Origin of the sequence: Roseisolibacter sp. H3M3-2, assembly GCF_029211165.1 — a bacterium.
Lineage (GTDB): Bacteria > Gemmatimonadota > Gemmatimonadetes > Gemmatimonadales > Gemmatimonadaceae > Roseisolibacter.
This window is the reverse complement of record NZ_JARGEK010000009.1, coordinates 1-18,764: the sequence shown is the minus strand read 5'-3', so window position 1 is coordinate 18,764 and position 18,764 is coordinate 1. Positions and strand designations below refer to the sequence as shown.

20 protein-coding genes are annotated in these 18,764 nt (G+C 77.3%); 17 read left to right on the top strand and 3 right to left on the bottom strand.

The annotated features are described in order from the left end of the window. The first annotated feature begins 121 nt into the window (after positions 1-121). On the top strand, positions 122-1,051 hold the full coding sequence (locus PYV61_RS01880) for a hypothetical protein (protein WP_275827718.1): 930 nt from the start codon (positions 122-124) through the stop codon (positions 1,049-1,051). Here the strand turns inward: PYV61_RS01880 and otsB are convergent. After that, positions 1,048-1,860, bottom strand: coding sequence for a trehalose-phosphatase (gene otsB / locus PYV61_RS01875; protein ID WP_275827716.1), 813 nt, complete (start codon positions 1,858-1,860; stop codon positions 1,048-1,050). The two genes, PYV61_RS01880 and otsB, sit on opposite strands and share 4 nt — an antisense overlap. Positions 1,861-1,993: 133 nt before the next feature. Here otsB and PYV61_RS01870 point away from each other — a divergent pair, with 133 nt between their 5' ends. From PYV61_RS01870 to PYV61_RS01820, 11 genes are all read left to right on the top strand, one after another. Then, positions 1,994-3,466 (top strand): hypothetical protein, encoded by a 1,473-nt coding sequence (locus tag PYV61_RS01870; protein ID WP_275827714.1) that lies wholly within the window; start codon positions 1,994-1,996, stop codon positions 3,464-3,466. A 31-nt stretch (positions 3,467-3,497) separates the two neighbouring features. Then, the gene (locus tag PYV61_RS01865; protein ID WP_275827712.1) at positions 3,498-4,532 is read left to right on the top strand and encodes a hypothetical protein; all 1,035 of its coding nucleotides are present in this window, start codon (positions 3,498-3,500) and stop codon (positions 4,530-4,532) included. Positions 4,533-4,667: 135 nt separating this feature from the next. After that, positions 4,668-5,837: an ArgE/DapE family deacylase gene (locus tag PYV61_RS01860; protein WP_275827710.1), complete on the top strand. Its 1,170-nt coding sequence runs from the start codon at positions 4,668-4,670 to the stop codon at positions 5,835-5,837. Between the two features lie 110 nt (positions 5,838-5,947). Then, positions 5,948-6,169 carry a hypothetical protein gene (locus PYV61_RS01855; RefSeq protein WP_275827708.1) on the top strand — a complete coding sequence of 74 codons (222 nt, stop codon included), beginning with the start codon at positions 5,948-5,950 and terminating at the stop codon, positions 6,167-6,169. Beyond that, positions 6,166-6,795 (top strand): ribonuclease H, encoded by a 630-nt coding sequence (locus PYV61_RS01850; protein ID WP_275827706.1) that lies wholly within the window; start codon positions 6,166-6,168, stop codon positions 6,793-6,795. The genes PYV61_RS01855 and PYV61_RS01850 overlap by 4 nt, the downstream gene beginning before the upstream one ends. 78 nt (positions 6,796-6,873) lie before the next feature. After that, positions 6,874-7,050 carry a hypothetical protein gene (locus tag PYV61_RS01845; RefSeq protein ID WP_275827704.1) on the top strand — a complete coding sequence of 59 codons (177 nt, stop codon included), beginning with the start codon at positions 6,874-6,876 and terminating at the stop codon, positions 7,048-7,050. 49 nt (positions 7,051-7,099) lie between these two features. Further along, positions 7,100-7,975, top strand: a complete 876-nt coding sequence (locus tag PYV61_RS01840) for a zinc ribbon domain-containing protein (protein WP_275827703.1) — start codon at positions 7,100-7,102, stop codon at positions 7,973-7,975. A gap of 5 nt (positions 7,976-7,980) precedes the next feature. Further along, positions 7,981-8,709, top strand: coding sequence for a c-type cytochrome (locus tag PYV61_RS01835; RefSeq protein ID WP_275827701.1), 729 nt, complete (start codon positions 7,981-7,983; stop codon positions 8,707-8,709). A 40-nt stretch (positions 8,710-8,749) separates the two neighbouring features. Then, positions 8,750-9,889 (top strand): hypothetical protein, encoded by a 1,140-nt coding sequence (locus PYV61_RS01830; RefSeq protein ID WP_275827699.1) that lies wholly within the window; start codon positions 8,750-8,752, stop codon positions 9,887-9,889. A 117-nt stretch (positions 9,890-10,006) separates the two neighbouring features. Continuing rightward, positions 10,007-10,864, top strand: a complete 858-nt coding sequence (locus tag PYV61_RS01825) for a hypothetical protein (RefSeq protein WP_275827697.1) — start codon at positions 10,007-10,009, stop codon at positions 10,862-10,864. A gap of 20 nt (positions 10,865-10,884) precedes the next feature. Beyond that, positions 10,885-11,772 (top strand): 3-hydroxybutyryl-CoA dehydrogenase, encoded by an 888-nt coding sequence (locus tag PYV61_RS01820; RefSeq protein WP_275827695.1) that lies wholly within the window; start codon positions 10,885-10,887, stop codon positions 11,770-11,772. 54 nt (positions 11,773-11,826) lie between these two features. On the opposite strand, the gene PYV61_RS01815 is transcribed toward PYV61_RS01820, so the two are convergent. After that, positions 11,827-12,963 carry a phytoene/squalene synthase family protein gene (locus tag PYV61_RS01815; RefSeq protein ID WP_275827693.1) on the bottom strand — a complete coding sequence of 379 codons (1,137 nt, stop codon included), beginning with the start codon at positions 12,961-12,963 and terminating at the stop codon, positions 11,827-11,829. Positions 12,964-13,071: 108 nt separating this feature from the next. Here PYV61_RS01815 and PYV61_RS01810 point away from each other — a divergent pair, with 108 nt between their 5' ends. From PYV61_RS01810 to thyX, 3 genes are all read left to right on the top strand, one after another. Continuing rightward, a complete protein-coding gene (locus PYV61_RS01810) occupies positions 13,072-14,769 on the top strand; it encodes an FAD-binding oxidoreductase (protein ID WP_275827691.1) in 1,698 nt (565 codons plus the stop codon). Positions 14,770-14,998: 229 nt separating this feature from the next. After that, on the top strand, positions 14,999-15,364 hold the full coding sequence (locus tag PYV61_RS01805) for a hypothetical protein (protein WP_275827689.1): 366 nt from the start codon (positions 14,999-15,001) through the stop codon (positions 15,362-15,364). Positions 15,365-15,445: 81 nt separating this feature from the next. Next, the gene (gene thyX / locus PYV61_RS01800) at positions 15,446-16,195 is read left to right on the top strand and encodes an FAD-dependent thymidylate synthase (RefSeq protein ID WP_275827687.1); all 750 of its coding nucleotides are present in this window, start codon (positions 15,446-15,448) and stop codon (positions 16,193-16,195) included. Positions 16,196-16,207: 12 nt separating this feature from the next. Here the strand turns inward: thyX and PYV61_RS01795 are convergent, their stop codons facing one another. Then, entirely contained in the window at positions 16,208-17,602 is a 1,395-nt protein-coding gene (locus tag PYV61_RS01795; RefSeq protein WP_275827685.1) for a DUF5916 domain-containing protein, read from the bottom strand. 458 nt (positions 17,603-18,060) lie between these two features. On the opposite strand from PYV61_RS01795, the gene PYV61_RS01790 reads away from it, so the two are divergent. Continuing rightward, positions 18,061-18,291: a hypothetical protein gene (locus PYV61_RS01790; protein ID WP_275827683.1), complete on the top strand. Its 231-nt coding sequence runs from the start codon at positions 18,061-18,063 to the stop codon at positions 18,289-18,291. Between the two features lie 53 nt (positions 18,292-18,344). Then, a partial coding sequence (locus PYV61_RS01785; protein ID WP_275827681.1) for a hypothetical protein occupies positions 18,345-18,764 on the top strand: 420 nt, incomplete at its 3' end.

Here is an 18,764-nt window from a genome sequence, read left to right as displayed (position 1 = left end):
CCCTGCAAAATCATATACTTACCCGCGTCGTCAGCAGGTGCCGCCGGAGCGCCGCGCGCCCTTCCGGCCCGACCCACTCCCTCCATCAGGGGTGCGCGGCCCCTCCCCGGAGCAGCGAATCATGGCGGAACAGGTGCAGAGCACGGAAGAGACGCCGAAGGCTGACGCGCCGTCCACCCCGCCGCCGCCCAAGCGCGGCCTCGGGCACCGCGGGGCGGACCCGCGGGACACGGCGGCGGAGCTCGCGGCCCGTGCCCACCAGATCAGCCTGGAAGCCGGCAGCAAGATGTCGGGGGCGATGCGCGACCTGGTCCACGCCGCGGCGGGGATCGGCGGCTTCGTCGTCGAGACGGCGCGCGACGTGGTGCAGTTCATGGTGCGCCGCGGGCAGATGGCGCAGGACGAAGCCGAGAAGCTGATCCGGGAGGCGGAGGAGGCGTACGGCCACCGCGTGGCCGCCGGGTACGTCCCCGGCCAGGGGATCCCGCCCAAGCCCGAGCCCGCGCCGGCCCCCGCCCCGACGCCCGCGCCGGTCGAGACGCCGGCGCCGGTGGCGGCGAGCGCGGAACCCGCCGACTCGAAGCCGGCGCCGGCGAAGGCGGCCCCCGCGGTGAAGGCGCCCAGGGCGGAGCCCGCCAGGGCGGCCAAGCCCGAGGCCGCGACGGTCGAGACGCCGAAGAGCGAGCCCGTGAGGGCGGAGGCGCCCAGGGCGGACGCGCCGGCGAAGCCCGCGACGAAGGCGAAGGAGCCCGCGAAGGCCGCGGCGAAGGAGCCGGCGAAGGAGCCGGCCAAGGCCGCGCCCGTCGCCAAGGCGCCGGCCAAGACCGCCGCCGCGCCGGCGAAGCCCGCCGCCAAGGCGCCGGCCAAGGCCCCCGCGAAGGCGGCGCCGGCCGCCAAGGTCCCCGCCAAGACCGCGACCAAGGCCGGGAGCGTGAAGGCGCCGCCGGCCAAGGCGCCGGCGAAGGCCGCCTCCAAGCCGGCCGCCAAGGCTCCGGCGAAGGCGGCGCCCGCCAAGACGCCGGCCAAGAAGGCCGCGCCGAAGAAGCGCTAGCGCTCCGCGCGCTCGGCGACCGGTCCGCGCAGTTCCACCAGCCGCCCGATCAGGGCGGCCACCTCCACGGGGGAGGCGACGTGCCAGTCGGCTTCGGTCGGCACGTCGGCCTCCCCCACGCGTATCGTGACCGCGCGGGCGCCGGCGGCCCGGAGCCGGCGGAACGCGTCCTCGTCGGTGCGGTCGTCGCCGGCGAACAGCACCGCGCCCGCGGGGGCGAGCGCGCCCAGGCGCGCGGCGAGCGCGAGGACGGCCGTCCCCTTGTCGAGCTCCGCGTCGGGGCGCAGCTCGAGGATCCGCTTCCCGTCGTGTACGCGCAGCCCCTCGCGCGCGGCGACGTCGCGCACCGCGTCGGCGAGCGCCGGCACCGCGTCGTCGGGCGCGAGGCGCGTGTGGACGGAGAGTCCCCACCGCTTGTCCTCGAGCAGCGCGCCGGGCACCGCGGCGACCGGAGACGCGAGCGCCGCCGCCTCGCGCGCCACCGCCGCCGCCGCGGCCACCAGCGCCTCGGCGACGCGGCGCGTGCCGTCGGCGTCCCACGTCTCGACGCCGTGGTTGCCGATCACCCAGAGCCCCGCCGCCGGCACCATGCGCGCGCCGTCGTGCGCCGCGCGGCCCGTCACCAGCCCGACGCGCACGCCCGGGCGCGCGGCGAGGTCGGCGAGCGCGCGCCGCGTGGCGTCGGGGACCTCGGCGAGCTCGGGGCGCGGCGCCAGCGGGGCGAGCGTGCCGTCGATGTCGAACAGGGCGAGCAGCGGCGACGCCTGCGCGAGGGGCGCGAGCGCGTCGTCGGCGAGCGGCGCGCTCACCGCGCGTCGGCGGCCGGGACGACGCCGACGGGCCGGCCGGGTTGGCCGGGTCGGGGGCGAGCTGGTCGACGCGCGCCAGGATCGCCGCCAGCCAGTCGAAGATGGTGGCGCGGCGCAGGCGCTCGCGCATCGCGTGCATGCGCTCCTGCCGCTCCGCCATCGGCATGCGGATCGCCTCGCGCAGCCCCTGCACCATGCCGTCCACGTTGAACGGGTTGACCAGCACCGCGCCCTCGATCTCCTCGGCGGCACCGGTGAGGCGGCTCAGCACGAGCACGCCCTGCTCGTCGACGTTGCAGGCGACGAACTCCTTGGCCACCAGGTTCATCCCGTCCTGCAGCGACGACACGAGGCACAGGTCGCCCGCACGGTAGATCGCCGCCAGCTCCTCGGCGCCCGTGTTCTGGCGCAGCAGCACGATCGGCGTCCAGTCGGGCGTCCCCCAGCGCGCGTTGATCGCGTCGACCGACGCCGTGACCTCGTCCTCGAGCGCCTTGTAGGCGGCGATCTCGCTGCGCGACGGCGTGGCGACGAACAGGAAGGTCAGGCAGCCGCGCAGCTCGGGCGCCTCCTGCCACAGCAGGTCGAGCGCGCGCAGCCGCTCGGGGATCCCCTTCGTGTAGTCGATGCGGTCGACGCTGACGCCGAGCGCGCAGCTGTCGGAGGCGTACTGCGCGCGCAGCTCGGCGGCGCGGCGCTCGGCGTCCGGGTGCAGCGCCAGCCCCTCGAAGCGCTCGACGTCGATGCTGATCGGGAAGGTGCCGACGCGCACGGCGCGCCCGTCGACGCGGATGCGCCGGTGCTCGCGCCGCACCTCGGCGTCGGGGAGCACGGCCGCCACGCAGTCCATGAAGTTCATGGCGTGGCGGTCGGTGTGGAACTCGAGCAGGTCGTTGCCGAGCAGCCCGCGCAGCACCGACTGCTGCACGTCGGTCGGCAGCAGGCGGAGGATGTCGGGCGGCGGGAAGGGGATGTGCCAGAACTGGTGGATGAACGCGCGCTCCCCGCGGGCCGCGAGGCGCCGCCGCAGCAGCGACGGGGCGACGGCGAAGTGGTAGTCCTGGATCCACACCACCGGCTCGCCCGGCGCGCGCGCGACCTCCTCGGCCGCGGCCTCGGCGAAGCGCGCGTTGACCGCGTGGTAGCGCTCCCAGTGCTCGGCGCGGTACTCGTAGTGCTGCAGCAGCAGGTGGCAGAGCGGCCACAGCGCGCTGTTGGCGAAGCCGAGGTAGAAGCCCTCGACGTCGGCGTCGTCGAGCCAGACGCGGCGGAGCGTGTACGCCGGCGACTCGGGCGGCACCTGGAGGCGGCCGTCGGCGTCGGCGGTCTCGCGGTCGGCGGTGCCGGAGCCCCAGGCCACCCAGGTGCCGTGCGTCCGCTGCAGCGTCGGGTCGAGCGCCGAGACGAGTCCGCCCGGGGGCCGGCGCAGCTGCACCCCGTCCTCGCCGTGCACGTGCTCGTACGGCTCCCGGTTGGACACCAGGATGAGCGTGCGACCGTCGAGGGGGCCTTCGATCGATTGGGACATCGCCCGAACAAAAGGCAATGCGCGTGCCCCCAACGGCCCGCGCGGCGGGGCGCCCGGGGCCCGCGGGGACGCCCGTGACGGCCGCGCGGCGCTGGTGCATGTTGCGCGCATGTCCGCCCCCGCCAAGCCCCCTGTGCTCGTCGCCCGCGCCCCCGCCCGACTCGACTTCGGCGGCGGGTGGACGGACGTCCCGCCGTACTGCGACGAGGAGGGCGGGACCGTCTGCAACCTCGCCATCGCGCGCCGCGCGACGGTGCGGCTGCGCGCCGCCGACGCTGCCTCGGCGCCGACCGAGCGGGCGCCGACCGGGCGGGCGTCGGACGCGCGGCTGGCCGACGCCGCGCTGGTGCGCGCGGGGCTCGGCACGGTCGCGCGCGCCGACCTCGCCAGCGACTTCCCGGTGGGCGCGGGGCTCGGCGGGTCGTCGGCCGCCGGGGTGGCGCTGGCGGCGGCGGTCGCGGCCTGGAAGGGGGCGCTGCCGGCCGGCGCCCCCGACGCCGCCACGCGCGACGCGCTCGCCGAGTGGAGCCGCGCGGTCGAGGTGGAGGACGCCGGGATCGCGGGCGGGCGCCAGGACCACTACGCCGCGGCGTACGGCGGCGCGCTGCGCCTCGACTTCGGCGCGGCGGCGGGCGGGCGGCCGGCGGCCGCGCACCCGATCGCGCTCGCCGACGCCACGGCGTCGGCGCTGGAGCGGCGGCTGCTGGTGGTGTACACGGGGGAGTCGCGCATCTCGGGCGACACGATCACCGCGGTGCTCGACGCGTACCGCGCGCGCGAACCGCGGGTGGTGCGCGCGCTCGCCCGCATGCGCGCGCTGGCCGCCGGCATGGCCGACGCGCTGGCCGCCGGCGACGTGGACGCGCTGGGCGCGCAGCTCGACGAGCACTGGACGCACCAGCGCGCGCTGCACCCGTCGATCACGACGCCGCGCATCGACGCCATCGTGGCGGCGGGGGCGCGCGCCGGCGCGCTGGGCGCCAAGGCGCTGGGCGCGTCGGGGGGCGGCTGCGTGCTGCTGCTGTCGGCCGACGGGCGCGAGGACGCGCTGCGCGCGGCGGTGGGGCCGCTGGGAGAGCCGCTCGACTTCGTGTTGGACCGGGAGGGGGTCGTCGTGCAGCGCGTGCCCATCGACGATCCATGAAGGCGGGAGTCGTCACGGCGGGAGTCGACACCACGGGACTCGCAACGGCGCAGTGCGCGGTCACGACTCCCGCCGTGTAGACTCCCGCGGTCGCGACTCCCGCCGTCCATTCTGAGCACGCGCACCAGACCTCGGATGATCCCCTTCGCCGACCCCCTCGCCCTCACGCGCGCCCTCGTGCGCGTCGACTCGCGCAACCCGTCGCTGGTGCCCGGCGCGCCCGGCGAGGGCGAGTGCGCGCGGCTGCTGGCCGGGGTGCTGGCGGGGTGGGGGTTCGCGGTCGAGGTGCAGGAGGCGGCGCCGGGGCGCCCCAACGTGCTGGCGCGGCTCGGGCGCGCGGAGGCGGGCGCGGGGACGCTGATGCTCAACGGCCACCTCGACGTCGTGGGGACGGAAGGGATGGTGCACGCGCCGTTCGACGCCGAGGAACGCGGCGGGCGGATGTACGGGCGCGGCGCGACCGACATGAAGGGGGGCGTGGCGGCGATGTGCGCGGCGGCGGCGCGCGCGCACGCGGCGGGGGCGCTGCGCGGCGAGGTGCTGGTGGCGGCGGTGGCCGACGAGGAGTACGAGAGCGTCGGCACGCGCGCGCTGCTGGACGGGCTGCGCGCGCGCGGCGCGACGTGCGGCGGCGCGCTGGTGACCGAGCCCACGCGGCTGGCGATCATGCCGGCGCACCGCGGCTTCGCGTGGTACACGGTGACGCTGCACGGCCGCGCGGCGCACGGGAGCCGCTACGACATCGGTGTGGACGCGATCCGCCACGCGGGACTGCTGCTGGCGGAGCTCGACGCGCTCGACGCCGACGAGCTGCCGCGGCGCGCGCCGCACGGGCTGCTCGGGCGCGGCTCGCTGCACGCGTCGCTGATCGAGGGGGGGATCGGGCTCACGACGTACCCCGACCGGTGCGTGCTGCGGCTGGAGCGGCGGACGATCCCCGGCGAGAGCGCGGCGGGCGCGCAGCGCGAGATCGAGGCGGCGTGCGACCGCGTGCGCGCGCGTCGCCCGGAGTTCCGCGCCGACGTCGCGCTCGACTTCGCGCAGCCGCCGAGCGACGTGCCGGCGGACGCGCCGCTGGTGCGCGCGCTCGACGCGGCGCTGCGCGCGGCCGGGGAGTCGGCGCCGGTGGCGGGGATGAGCGCGTGGACCGACGCCGCGCTGCTGAACGAGGCGGGGATCCCGGCGATCTGCTTCGGGCCGGGCGACATCGCGCTGGCGCACGCGGCGGAGGAGTACGTGGAGACGGCCGAGATCGCGCGGGCGACCGACGTGATGCAGGGGCTGGTGTCCGCGTGGTGCGCGTGAGCGGCGCGCAGGGAGCTGCGGGCTGCGGACTGCGGACCTGAACCCGCAGCCCGCAGCCCGCAGCCGACACGCCGCAGCCCGCAGCGTCCGCTCGCTGTTAGGTTGCCCCCATGGCGAACTTCTCCCCTGCCCAGTACGACGCGCTCGAGCGCGCCATCACCGACGGCCGCCGGATCGCGGTGCAGCGCCCGGGGTCGGGCGAGGTCGTGGTCCTGCCGCGGCGGCTGCGGCTGGTCGGCGGACGCGAGATGATCGAGGCGGCGCACCCGACCACCGGCGACCGGCTCAACCTGTACCTCGACGAGATCGACGCCTTCGAGGTCGTGAAGTGAGCGCGTCGCACCCCGTCGTGGCGGTGTTCGCGGACGAGTCGTGCCTCGGGAACGGCAAGGCGGGCGACACGCCCGGCGGCGGCGGCGGGCTGGTCGAGTGGCGGCACCCGCGCACCGGCGAGATCCTGCGCTGGGACTACTGGTTCGCCGAGCCGGACACGACGAACAACCGCATGGCGCTGCGGTCGGTGATCGAGGCGTTCCGCGGGCTGTCGAGGAAGGGGCACACGTTCAGCGTCGTCTTCACCAGCGACTCGAAGTACATCGTCGACGGGATGACGTCGTGGGTGCCCGGGTGGATGTCGCGCGGATGGACGCGCAAGACCGGGCCGATCGAGAACCTCGCGCTGTGGCAGGAGGCGGTGGACTCGCTCGGCCCGCACGAGCGCGAGTGGCGGTGGGTGCGCGGACACAACGGGCACCCGCAGAACGAGTACGCGAACTTCCTCGCCACGCGGGCGGCCGCCGAGCAGACGCAGTCGGACGGGCTGGTCCCCTCGGGGTTCGACGCGTGGGTGGCGGCGCAGCGCGGGAAGGCGGCGCTCAAGGGACAGCTGGAGCCCTTCCCCGAGGCGGCGACGTTCCGCCCGGCGCCGGCCTTCCCCCGGCTCCCGGCCGGCCGCTGAGCGGCGGCGGGCCCGGGGCGTGACGCTTTGAGCGGGCCCCAGGCGTTGCCCGGCCCGGCCGGCGGGCGTCCCCCGGTCATGAAGAAGAGCCTGCTCATCCTGGCCGTCGGGTGCCTGCTCGGCTACTCGATGGGGTTCAAGGACGCCCGCGTCCACGAGCGCCCGGTCTACGAGCGCATGCTCGACAACGTCGGCGGGGCCGCCCGGGGGAAGTACGGCGGGGTCGACCGCGCCACGGCCGAGTCCGACAGATAGCGCGGCACGGGTCGTGGTGTACGAGGCGCCGCCCCCAACCGGAGCGCCCATGGACGACCTCGATCGGCTCTACCGGCACCTCGTCGAGACGCTGCGCGGCGAGGCGCCCCACCTTCTTCGCCAGCGGTTCACCGTCGGCGACCTGTCGCAGCAGCTCGTGCCGTACCGGCTCCACCGGCGGGCGCTCGGCTTCGACACGATCCAGCAGTACGACCGGGCCCTCCTCCGGCTGGCGGCCGGGGAGCGCGGCTACCTGATCACGGAGCCCGTCGTCCGGGACGCCGCCCGCGCGGGGCTGGAACGGCCGGGGGACGAGGACCCGCTCCGCCGCTTCGCCGACGCCCCCGCCGGGCTGGCCGGCGAGCCGCTGTCGGCGCTGCTCGGGCAGGCCCCGCCGCCCGTGCCCATCCCCCCGGTCGTGCCGCCACCGCCGCCGCCCGCTCCGTCCGCCGACTCGCCGTTCGCCACCGGCGCGTTCGGCGGGTCGTCGTCCGGGTCGGGGTACGGGTCCGGCGTCGGGTCGCCGTTCGGGTCGCAGGAGCCCGTGACGCCCCCCTTGGCACCCGCGGCGGCGGCCGCTAGCGTTGCCGACCGCCCGGCGCCCCCGCCGGCGCCTCCACAGGCCGCGCCCCTGGCATCCGACCCCTCCGCGTCCATGCCCTTCCCCACCCGCCCCGCCGCCGCCGTGACCGGCGGGCGCTGCCAGTACTGCGGGCACGCGCTCCCCGAGGGGCGGCCGGTGACCTTCTGCCCCTACTGCGGGCAGAACGTGACCGTCGTGCGCTGCCCGGCGTGCAGCACGGAGCTCGAGGTCGGCTGGCGCTACTGCGTGACCTGCGGCCGGGCGATGGACGCCGCGCCGACAGGGGCGGCGCCGACGGGCGCTGGCCCGACGGGCTCTGGGAGCACCCCGCCCGGAGGCTGACGCCCGTGGCGCGTCGCGGCGGCTCGAAGGGCGGACGCTCCGGCGGCCGGCCGGCCGGGACCCCCTCGGCCGGCGGGCGCGGGAAGCGCCGCGGCGGCGTCCCGCGCTGGGTGGTCGCGGTCGGCGCGCTGGCGCTGCGCGCGGCGGGCGCCGGCGCGTCGGCGGCGTGGCTCGGGCTGGTGCCCGGGGTGCAGCAGCGCGAGCGCCGCCCCCTCGACCCCGACGCGCCGGCCGCGGCCGCCGCCGACTCCGCGGAGGCCGACACCCTCGCGGGGGCGTTCCCCGGGCTGGTCGACGGCACAGCGACCGACTCCGCCGCCCCGCTCGACGTCGAGGCGCTGCTGGTCGCCGCGGCCGACTCGGCGGCCGGCGACACCCTGTGGCGGGGCGCGGGACGCTGCGCCGGGTGCCACGGCGCGGCCGGCGAGGGGGTCGAGCGGCTCGGCCCCGACCTGCGCGACTCGGTCTGGCTGCACGGCGGGACGCGGGCGGCGATCCGCGCCGTGATCGAGCGCGGCGTCGCCCCGCCGAAGGGCGGCTTCTCGGTGCGCATGCCGGCGTACGGCGGCCAGCTCGACGCGGCGCAGCTCGCGCGGCTGACGGCGTTCGTGTGGACGCTGTCGCGCCCAGGGGCGGTGCAGCCGGAGGGGGCGCCGCCCGACACCGCCGTCCCGCCGCCGGCCGTCCCGCCCGCGACTCCCGTTCCCCGCCCCACCGTTCCCCAGGCGCCGTAGCCGTCGCGGCCGGCGCACGGTTCTCGCGATCCCGACTCGCATGACCCGACCGCACGCGACCCTCCGCTTCCGGGCCCCGCTCGTCGCCGCGACGGCGCTGCTGCTCGCCGCCTGCGGCGGCGGGGCCGCCCCCGAGACTGCGCCGACCCCGTCGTCCGGCGCCTCCGGCTCCGCCGGCGCCGCGGCGCAGCCGGCCGCCGTCTGGCCCACGCGCACGCTGGAGCACGTGGACCTGTGGCTCCACGGCTTCGCGATGCTCGTCGACGACACGGCGCAGGTGCCGATCTTCAAGCGCGGCTACCGCGCCGAGCTGCAGGCGGCGCGCGGCGCGGCGAACGTGACGACGCAGCTCGACGCCGAGCGCGACCGGCTGCGCCAGCGGCTCGCGACGAGCCCGCAGCTCGCGCTCGGCGCGCAGTTCCTGGCGCTGTCGTTCCCGTCGTGGGCCGACCTCAAGGGCGCCGCGTCGGCGTTCATCCAGGCCAATGGCGACCCGCAGCGCGCGGGCGACCAGCGCACCGCGCAGGCGATCGCGTTCTTCGCCAACACTTTCCGGTCGGCGGCCGAGCGCGAGTGGCTGCGGCTGTTCGTGAACGCGCTCGACGACGAGTCGACGCGCTTCCACCACCGGTGGTGGCTGGACGCGCAGCGCGACCGCTCGCCGGCGCTGGCGGCCGCCGACTCGGTGTGGCAGCGCGTGGCGCGCCCGGCGCTGCAGCGCTTCCTCACGAACACGCAGCAGCGCGACGGGCAGCTGCTGCTGAGCGTCGCGCTCGGGGGCGAGGGGCGCACGCAGACCACGGGCACCCGCAGCGGCAACGTGGTGACCGTCGGCTTCCCGGCGCGCGCCGCCGACGCCGCCGACGTGACGTACGCGGCGGTGCACGAGCTAGTGGGCGGCGTGGCGGGGAGCGTCGTGGGCGACAACGTGACGCCGGCGCAGCAGCGCGAGGGGGCGGCCGACCGCCTGGTCAGCAGCGCGCAGGTGCGCGGCGGGCTGCTGCTCCTGCAGCGCCTCGCGCCGACGCTGGCGGCGGGGTACGCGCGATTCTACCTGCGCGAGGCGGGGCGCCCCGCGTCCGGCGACCCGGTCGCCGCGCTGGTGGCGGCGTTCCCGCTGCCGCAGGCGATCGTCGATGGGCTCAACCGACAGCTGGACGTGACGCTCGGCGGCATCTGAAGGCACGCGGCGGGCTGCGGACTGCGGGCTGCGGACTGCGGATCGAACGAACCCGCAGACCGCAGACCGCAGCCCGCAGCCCGCAGCCCGCCGCGGCCGCCGCGAGTAGCTTTCATCATGCCCGACGAGTCCCACCTCCCCGCCAAGCCGCCGTCGCTCGACCCGCGCGCGATCGAGCGCGTGCTGGCGCGCGCGGCGGCGCTGCAGGCGAGCGCGCCGTCGGGGGCCGTCGAGGGGCTGAGCGAGGCGGAGCTGCTGGAGGTCGCGCGCGAGGCGGGGCTGTCGGTGGACCACGTGCGGCGCGCGCTCGCCGAGGAGCGGCTGCGCGGCGCGCTCGTGCCGGCGGACGCCGAGTCGGAGGGCGGGATCGCGGAGCGGCTCGCGGGGCCCGGGCGTGCGTCGGCGTCGCGGCTGATCGCCGGGGACGCGGCGACGGTGCTCGCCCGGCTGTCGGCGTGGCTGGAGCGCGAGGAGTGCATGCGCCCCGTGCGACGCCTGGCGGACGGCGGGACGTGGGAGCCGCGGCGCGACCTCGTGGGGAACGTGCTGCGCGGCGTGCGCGGCGGCGGGACGCCCGCGCTGCGCACGGCGCGCGCGCTCGGCGCCGCCGTCTTGCCGCTCGACGACCGGCGCACGCTGGTGACGCTGGAGGCCGACGTGAGCGAGGGGCGGCGACAGCGGCTCGCGGTGGGCGCGGTCTGCGCGGCGAGCGGCGCGGCGGCGAGCGCCACGATCCTCGGCGTCGGCGTGGTGGCCAACGCGCTGCTGGCGGTCGTGGTCCCGGTGGCGGTGCTCCCCGTGCTCGCCGGCGGCGGCGTGACGTGGGCGCTGGCGCGCGGGCACCGCGGCGCGGTGGCGCGCGCGGCGCTCGCGCTCGTGCGCGTGCTCGACCACCTGGAGCACGCCCCCGCGCCGGCGCCGCGCCCGCCGACGCTGCGCGACGTGATCGACGGCGTGCGGCGCTCGCTCGGCTGACGACCCTTCCGGACCACCGAATGACCGAGATCCGATCCGTCGCCGTGCTCGGCGGCGGCCTGATGGGGAGCGGGATCGCGCACGTGAGCGCGGCCGCCGGGTTCGACACCGTCGTGCGCGAGGTGACGGCCGCGATGTGCCAGCGCGCGCAGGCGTCGGTGGAGCGCTCGCTGGCGCGCGCGGTCGAGCGCGGGAAGCTCGCCGCCGAGGCGCGCGACGCCGCGCTGGCGCGGGTGCGCTACACGACCGAGTTCGCCGACCTGGCCGCGTGCGACCTGGTGATCGAGGCGGTGGTCGAGGACCTGGAGGCGAAGAACGCCGCGTGGCGCGAGCTGGACGCCGTGTGCGCGCCGTCGGCGATCTTCGCCTCCAACACGTCGAGCCTGACGATCGCGGCGATGGCCGCGGCGACGGCGCGCGCCGACCGCGTGGTGGGGCTGCACTTCTTCAACCCGGTGCCGGTGATGCGCCTGGTCGAGGTGGTGCGCACCGTGACGACGAGCGACGACACGGTGGCGCGCGCGTTCGCGTTCGCGCGGGCGATCGGGAAGGAGCCGATCGCCGCCAAGGACGTGTCGGGGTTCGTGGTGAACCTGCTGCTCGTCCCCTACCTGTTCGACGCGATCACGCAGCTGGAGCGCGGCGTGGCGACCGTGCACGACCTCGACGCGGGGATGCGGCTCGGCGCCGGCCACCCGATGGGCCCCCTGGAGCTGTGCGACTTCGTGGGGCTCGACACGCTGCACAAGATCGGCGAGATCATGTTCGCCGAGTACCGCGAGCGCCGCTACGCGCCGCCGCCGCTGCTCAAGCGGATGGTGCTGGCCGGCATGCACGGCCGGAAGAGCGGGCGGGGGTTCTACGACTACGCGGAGGATCCGCCAGTTCCCTCGCGGCTCGGACTCTGAGAGGGCTGCGGGCTGCGGATTCGGAACCCGCAGCCCGCAGCCCGCAGCGCGGCTCTACTGCCAGGCGAGCCGGAACTCCCGCCGCCGCACGCGCTCCACGAGCCACCGCACCGCCCCGTTGCTCATCGCGAACAGGGCGCCGGTCATGAGCAGCGCCTTCACCTCGCGGCGCGAGATCTTGACCGAGCCGCCGGGGCGCAGCATCGCCGACGTCTGCGTGAGGTCGCGCAGGGTGGCGTAGGCGTACAGGAGCGGCAGGATGCAGAAGAGGCGGATCGAGACCGCGCGCCGCGGGATGAGCAGCAGGTAGCGGCGCGCCTCCTCGAGGTCGGCCCACGCGAGCTGGATCAGCCGCTCGATCGCGCCGCGGTTCTGCGCCTCGCGGTCGGCCGCCAGCAGGGCGGCCTGCGAGCTCCCGTGCTCGCGCAGCAGCTGCTCGGGGACGTAGATCGAGTTCTCGACCACCGCGTCGTGCGCGACGTCCTTGAGGATGTTCACCGTCTGCAGCGCCTCGCCGAAGGCGCGGCACCGCTCGCGCAGCCGCTCGTAGTGCGCGCGGCCGACGCTCGGCGCGTGCTCGTGCCACAGGTCGGTGAGCAGGTACCCGACGGTGCCGGCGACGTAGTAGCAGTACTCGCGGAACTCCTCGACCGTCTGGATGCGGATCCCGTCGGGGTAGAGGAAGACGAACTTCTTCATCCCGCCCGCCATCTCGGCGACCCAGCGGCGGACGATCGCGCGCGTGGGCGCGGGGAGCGTCAGGAAGTAGCCGAACACCAGGTCGGCGTGCCGCACGAGCGCGAGGTGCGCGGGCTCGCCGGTCACCGCGGCGCACATGGCCGGGTACGCGTCGGCCGCGGCCTGCCCGTCGAAGCAGTCGATCAGCGCGTCGAGGAGCGGGCCCTTGGCCTCGGGGGCCATGCCGGGCGCGTCCTCCACCGTGTCGGCGATGCGGCAGATCAGGTACGCCGTGAGCACGGCGCGCCCGAGGTCCCCCGGCAGGGCGCGGATCCCGATCGCGAAGGTGCGCGAGACCAGCGGCAGGATCGTCTCGCAGAAGCGGCGGGCGTCGCGGCGGGCGACGGCGGCGCCGAGCGTCGCCCGGGCGGCCGCCGGGAGGGCGGCGGCGGGGGCGGGCGGCGCGGCGGGCGGCGGGGCCTGGGCGGCCGGCGGGGCGACGGGGGACGGCATCGACAGGAGGGACGACCGGCGCCGCACGCGGGCACGCGGGGGCCGCGCGCAAGATAGCCGCGTCGGACGGGCTTGCGCGCGGCCGCGCCCTTGCGGTTTCGTCCGCGCATGTCCGCGCCCGTCGCCCCCGAGCCGGCCCCCGCGCCCGCCGCGCCTCCCGCCGAGGCGGGGTTCCGCGGCCGCTTCCGGAGCGACGCGGCGGCGCGCGGCGCCTACGCCGAGGCGGCGGGGATCGGGCACGTGGTGCCGCGGGCGGTGGCCGTCCCCGCCGGCGCCGCCGACGCGGAGGCGCTGGTGCGGTGGGCGGCGCGCGCGGGGACGCCGCTCGTGCCGCGCGGCTCGGGGAGCTCGATGGCCGGGGGCGCGATCGGCGACGGCGTGATCCTCGACGTCAGCCGGCTGCGGGCACTCGGTCCGGTGGACGTGGCCGCGCGGCGGGTGCTGGCGCAGCCGGGGGTCACCGGGGCGGCGGTCGACGCGCGGGCGCGGCAGTCGGGGCTGCGCTTCCCGGTGGACCCGTCGAGCTGGCAGTTCTGCAGCGTCGGCGGCATGGCGTCGGCGAACGCCGCCGGCGCGCACTCGCTGCGCCACGGCGCGATGCGCCCGTGGGTCACGGCGCTCGACTGCGTGTTCGCCGACGGGACGCGCGCCGTGGTGCGCCGCGGCGCCCCGCCCCCCGACCTGCCGGCGGTGCGGCGCTTCCTCGCCGAGGCGGCGCCCGCCGTGGACGCGGCGGCCGCGCGCGGCGTCCCGCTGCGGCGCGCCGTGCGCAAGGACTCCTCCGGCTACGCGCTCGGCGAGTGGCAGCGGTCGCGCGAGCTGGTGGACCTGCTGGTGGGGAGCGAGGGGACGCTGGCGGTGTTCGTCGGCGTCGAGCTGGCGCTGGCGCCGCTCCCCGGCGCGACGGCGAGCGTGCTCGGCGTCTTCCCGACGCTCGACGCGGCGGTGCGGGCGGCGGTGGCGGCGCGCGAGGCCGGCGCGGTCGCGTGCGAGCTGCTCGACCGCACCTTCCTCGAGGTGGCGGCGCGCGGCACCGACGTGCCGGGGGGCGGGCGGCGCACGGGGTGGCGCGCGCCCGACGGCGCCGCGGCGGCGCTGCTGGCCGACGCCGAGGGGGCGTCGGCGGGGGCGACGGTGGAGGCGGCGCGCGTGCTGCGCCGTGCGTTCGACGGCGCGGGGGCGCGCGAGGTGACGCTGGCGCTCGACCCGGGGGCGGAGCGCGCGCTGTGGGCGCTGCGCCACGCCGCGAGCCCGATCCTGGCGCGCCTCGACCCCGCGCTCAAGTCGATGCAGTTCATCGAGGACGGCGCGGTGCCGCCGGCGCGGCTGGCCGACTACGTGCGCGGCGTGCGCGCGGCGCTGGCGCGGCAGGGGGTGCGCGGCGTGATCTTCGGCCACGCCGGGGACGGGCACGTGCACGTGAACCCGCTCGTCGACGTGCGCGACCCGGCGTGGCGCGCGCGCGTCGAGGGGCTGCTGGAGGACGTGACCGCGCTGGCGGCGTCGCTGGGCGGGACGCTGGCCGGGGAGCACGGCGACGGGCGGCTGCGCACCCCGCTCATGGCGCGCACCTGGACGCCCGAGGCGCTGGCGCTGTTCGCGGCCACGAAGCGCGCCTTCGACCCGGCGGGGATCCTCAACCCGGGGGTGAAGGTGCCGGCCGACGGGCAGCGCGCCATCGACGCGATCAAGTACGACCCGACGCTGCCGGCGCTCCCCGCGGCGGCGCGCCGCGCGCTCGACCACGTGGCGGCGACGCGCGACTACTCCGCCGACCGCCTCGCGCTGGTCGACGCCGCGCCCTGACCGGCGCCCTGAGCGGACCGACAGCCGCGGGCGGCGCGCGCGCGCGCATGACGCGGGCGCAAGACGAATTGGGCGCGATCCGTGATGATCCCATCACGATGGGGTTCCGCGCGCGGGCGGGCACTTACGCGACGCGCGGGCGCGGTTATACATACGCGCCGCCGCACCCCCCTCTGCTCCCCACCCTCCCCGCGGTCCCGCGCCGACGAAGGCGCACGGAGCCCACCCGATGGACGCAGAATCGCGCGTGCTGCACGCGATGCGCCGCCTGGAAGTCGCCCTCACCGCCACCGCCGGCTTCGCGCCGCCCGAGTCGCGCCTGATCGAGACGGCGTCCGCGCAGGTCACGCGCGAGCTCGTGGCGATCGGCCAGGGCCCGGACGCGGTGCGGCGGCTGGCCGCGTGGGTGGCGCGGTGCCCGCTGGCGCTGGAGCGCGCGGACCTGGCCGAGCGGATGCGGCGCGCGGTGGAGCACACGCTCGACGCGTGCGAGGCCGAGCGGCGGACGCCGGCCGACGCGCACCGCGCGGTGACCCCGACCCCGCCGGGGATGGCCGCCGTCGGGGCGACCGGGGAGCACGCGGTCCCGGCCTGACGGCCGCCTGACGGGGGGCGGGGGACGCGATAGCTTGCCCGGCGGCCGAGCCGCCGAGTGCCCCCTCCCCCGCCCCCGCCGATGCTGTACACCGAGCCGAAGGTCACCGTCCTCGCCCGCCCGCAGTTCGCCGAGCCCGCGCACCTGCCGGTGGCGTGGAAGGGGGAGAGCAGCGACGGCGAGCGGCTGGCGGAGTTCGCGGGGCGGCTGTGCTACATGTCGCAGCACAACCCGGCCGGGCGCACGACCGCCGAGTACCTCGAGAACATCAAGCGGCAGCGCCACGGCTCGGTCCTCGAGCACGCGAACTACACGCTGCTGTTCGAGGGGGTGAGCCGCTCGCTCACGCACGAGCTGGTGCGCCACCGCGCCGGCATGGCCTACTCGCAGCTGTCGCAGCGCTACGTCGACGAGAGCGAGGCCAGCTTCGTCGTGCCGCCGGCCATCGTCGGCGACGCGGAGCTGGAGGGGGCGTGGCGCGCGCAGGTCGAGGCGGCGCAGGCGGCCTACGTCGCGCTGGTCGAGCAGCTGATGGACCGCTACCGCTGGGTGGACGACAAGGTCCACCGCCGCAAGATGGCGCGCGAGGCGGCGCGCGGCGTGCTCCCCAACTCGACCGAGACGAAGATCGTCGTCACCGGGAACGCGCGCGCGTGGCGCACGCTGCTCGAGCTGCGGTCGAGCGAGGGGGCGGAGCTGGAGATCCGGCGGCTGGCCGTGCTCGCGATCCGCGTGCTGCAGGGCGAGGCGCCGGCGTTCTTCTCGGACGTCGAGGTCTACGACGCGGCGGACCGCCGCCCGGCGGCCCGCTTCCTCCACTCCAAGGTCTGACCGCGCTCCGGGTCAGCGGCCGATCCAGCGGCTGACCTTGAGCAGGAGCACGTCGGTGCCGCGGTCGCCGAAGGCGCGCAGCGCGCTCCCGCCGAGCGTGCCGCGCCCCGCCTCGGCGGGGAGGCCGTCGCGCTGCTGCTGCCAGACGACGAACAGCGTCGAGCCGGGGCGGAACTCCCAGCGCGCGACCGCGTTGCCGCGCAGCGAGCGCACGGCGTAGTCCGGCTCGTCGAACGCCAGCGCCGGCGCGGCGCCGGGGCCGTCGGGGTCGAGCGTCACGCGGCCGCCGGCGCGCGTCGCGGTGCCGGCCTCCGCGCCGTAGGTCGCGAAGTCGAACGCGCGCGGGCGCTCCAGCGCCTTGAAGGCGAGGTAGCGGCCGCGCGACGCGAACGGGCGCGCGAACAGCTCGAGGCTGAGGCGCGGCGTGAAGGTCCAGTCGACGCGCACGTCGGCGGCCACCTCGTCCTGCCGCAGGTCGGCGAACACGTAGCGGCGGCCGAAGGTCGCGGCGGCCAGCGGGTCGGCGCCGGCGGTCACGTACTGGCTGGCGGTGTAGGCGCGCGAGAGCTCGGGCTCGACGCGCACGCGCAGCGCGGCGCTCGGGCGCAGGTCGAGCGCGACGCCGACCTCGCGCTCCCACTCGCCGGCGGCGCTGCGCGCGGTGCTCCCCGACAGCTCGACCACCGCGGGGCGGCGCGAGTCGCTGGTGAGCGAGGCGTCGACGCTCCAGCGGCGCGGCGCGCGGACGACGGGGCCGCCGCGCGTCAGCCGGTCGTCGTAGGCCGGGGCGCTGAACGACGCGATGGCGAAGGCGCGCCAGAAGCTGCGCAGCGTCGCCGAGCCCTCGATCGCGGGGCGCGTGGCCACGACGTCGCCGTCGAAGTTGCGCGAGTGGGTGAGGTAGCCGCCGACCGAGTAGTCGCGGAACACGCGCCCGATGCGCGTCTCGCGGTAGGTGAGCGCGTTGGACCACGAGCGGCGGTCGGCGCGCTGCTGGAACCCGAGGTCGTTGGTCTCGAAGCCCGGCGTCGTCTCCTCGAAGGTCGAGGAGCCGAGCCAGTGCCGCCCGCCGGTCTTGGCGACGCTGAACGCCGAGAAGCGCCCCGCGAGGTCGGAGCGCGTCGTGTCGAGGGCGAGGTGGCCGGCGTCGGGGCGCTGGTAGAGGCGGTACGCGGCGCGCTGCAGCCGCGTCAGCGCGCGCGGGTCGCCGTCGACGCGCGTGCCGGCGAGGACGCCGCTGACCGCCCAGGTGCGCTGCCCCCACGCGTGCTCGAAGTCCACGCCGCCGGCGGCGGCGCGCTCGGGGAGCAGCGGGGCGAACGCGGGGTCGTCGAGCGCGCGCGTGACGGCGGTGGCGATCCCGCCGAGGACCGTGTTGCCGCCGCGCAGGTCGCGCCGCAGCCGCACGATCCCGTAGCCGCTCCCCGGCTCGACGGCGGCGCGCGGTCTGCCGGCGCGTCGCGGCGCCGAGCGCGCCGACCGACCAGCCGCCCGGGGTCTTCCCGCTCACCTTCGCGGCGGCGAGGATCGGCGTCTGCGCCGGCGCGTCGACCCACGCCACGTCGGGGCCCGAGATGCGGCGCTGCGGCGCGCGGCCGAGGCGGCGCGTGTAGAAGAAGGTCGGGCGGTCGTCGTCGTTGAAGGTGCGCGTGCCGCCGAAGCGGAACACGTCCTGCCCTTCGAGAAAGAACGGGCGCCGCTCGGGGAAGAACACCTCGAACGCGCTGAGGTTGACGACGGCGGGGTCGGCCTCGACCTGGCCGAAGTCGGGGTTCACCGTCGCGCTGAGCGTGAGGTTCTTCGGCAGCCGGTAGCGCACGTCGAGCCCCGCGGCGGCGGCGGGCTCGGTCGCGCGGTAGAACGGGTTGGCCGCGTCGCCGGGGGCGCGCGTCACCTGCGCGCGCACGTACGGGATCAGCTCGACCCGCGACGGCGCGGCCAGCGAGTCGAGGCCGACGAGCGTCCCGAAGCGCGACACCACGCCCGGCGCGTCGGGGGGCGTCGGCGACCAGTACGCGCGCTCGCCGCGGCGCGCCAGCTCGCGCGTGAAGTTGATCCCCCACACGCGCGCCGTGCCGTCGGGGGCGAGGTCGTAGCGCAGCTGCGAGAGCGGGATCCGGAACTCCGCGGTCCACCCAATCGAGTCGACGTGCGCGGCGCCCTCCCAGACGGCGTCCCACAGCGGGTCGCGCTCGGTGTCGTTGAAGATCGCGCCGTCGGCCTGCACGCCGCGCGGGTTGAGCGAGAAGCGCCACGCGGTGCGGCGGTCGTGGTAGCTGTCGATCGCGACGTGCGCCCAGTCGGTGTAGATGCCGCCGGCGTCGCGGCGCGCGAGCTGCGCGGCGATCGAGTCGGGGCGGCTGTCGTGCAGGCGGAAGCCGACGTACAGCGCCTGCCGGTCGAACAGCACGCGCACCTCGGTGCGCTCGGAGGCCGGGGCGCCCGAGGCCGGGACGGTCTGGACGAAGTCGACGGCCGGCGCGGCGTCGTCCCACGCGCGCTCGTCGAGGCGGCCGTCGACGCGGCGCTCGGCGCGCGCGGCGGCGCTCGCGACGACGCGCCCCCGATC

Excerpts from the sequence above, each read along its gene's own strand:
- PYV61_RS01825 (WP_275827697.1), top strand. The coding sequence starts at position 10,007 with ATGCCCGACGAGTCCCACCTCCCCGCCAAGCCGCCGTCGCTCGACCCG.
- PYV61_RS01865 (WP_275827712.1), top strand. The coding sequence starts at position 3,498 with ATGTCCGCCCCCGCCAAGCCCCCTGTGCTCGTCGCCCGCGCCCCCGCC.
- PYV61_RS01815 (WP_275827693.1), bottom strand. The coding sequence starts at position 12,963 with ATGCCGTCCCCCGTCGCCCCGCCGGCCGCCCAGGCCCCGCCGCCCGCC.
- PYV61_RS01830 (WP_275827699.1), top strand. The coding sequence starts at position 8,750 with ATGACCCGACCGCACGCGACCCTCCGCTTCCGGGCCCCGCTCGTCGCC.
- PYV61_RS01805 (WP_275827689.1), top strand. The coding sequence starts at position 14,999 with ATGGACGCAGAATCGCGCGTGCTGCACGCGATGCGCCGCCTGGAAGTC.
- PYV61_RS01810 (WP_275827691.1), top strand. The coding sequence starts at position 13,072 with ATGTCCGCGCCCGTCGCCCCCGAGCCGGCCCCCGCGCCCGCCGCGCCT.
- PYV61_RS01880 (WP_275827718.1), top strand. The coding sequence starts at position 122 with ATGGCGGAACAGGTGCAGAGCACGGAAGAGACGCCGAAGGCTGACGCG.
- PYV61_RS01845 (WP_275827704.1), top strand. The coding sequence starts at position 6,874 with ATGAAGAAGAGCCTGCTCATCCTGGCCGTCGGGTGCCTGCTCGGCTAC.
- PYV61_RS01860 (WP_275827710.1), top strand. The coding sequence starts at position 4,668 with ATGATCCCCTTCGCCGACCCCCTCGCCCTCACGCGCGCCCTCGTGCGC.
- PYV61_RS01840 (WP_275827703.1), top strand. The coding sequence starts at position 7,100 with ATGGACGACCTCGATCGGCTCTACCGGCACCTCGTCGAGACGCTGCGC.
- thyX (WP_275827687.1), top strand. The coding sequence starts at position 15,446 with ATGCTGTACACCGAGCCGAAGGTCACCGTCCTCGCCCGCCCGCAGTTC.
- PYV61_RS01855 (WP_275827708.1), top strand. The coding sequence starts at position 5,948 with ATGGCGAACTTCTCCCCTGCCCAGTACGACGCGCTCGAGCGCGCCATC.
- PYV61_RS01820 (WP_275827695.1), top strand. The coding sequence starts at position 10,885 with ATGACCGAGATCCGATCCGTCGCCGTGCTCGGCGGCGGCCTGATGGGG.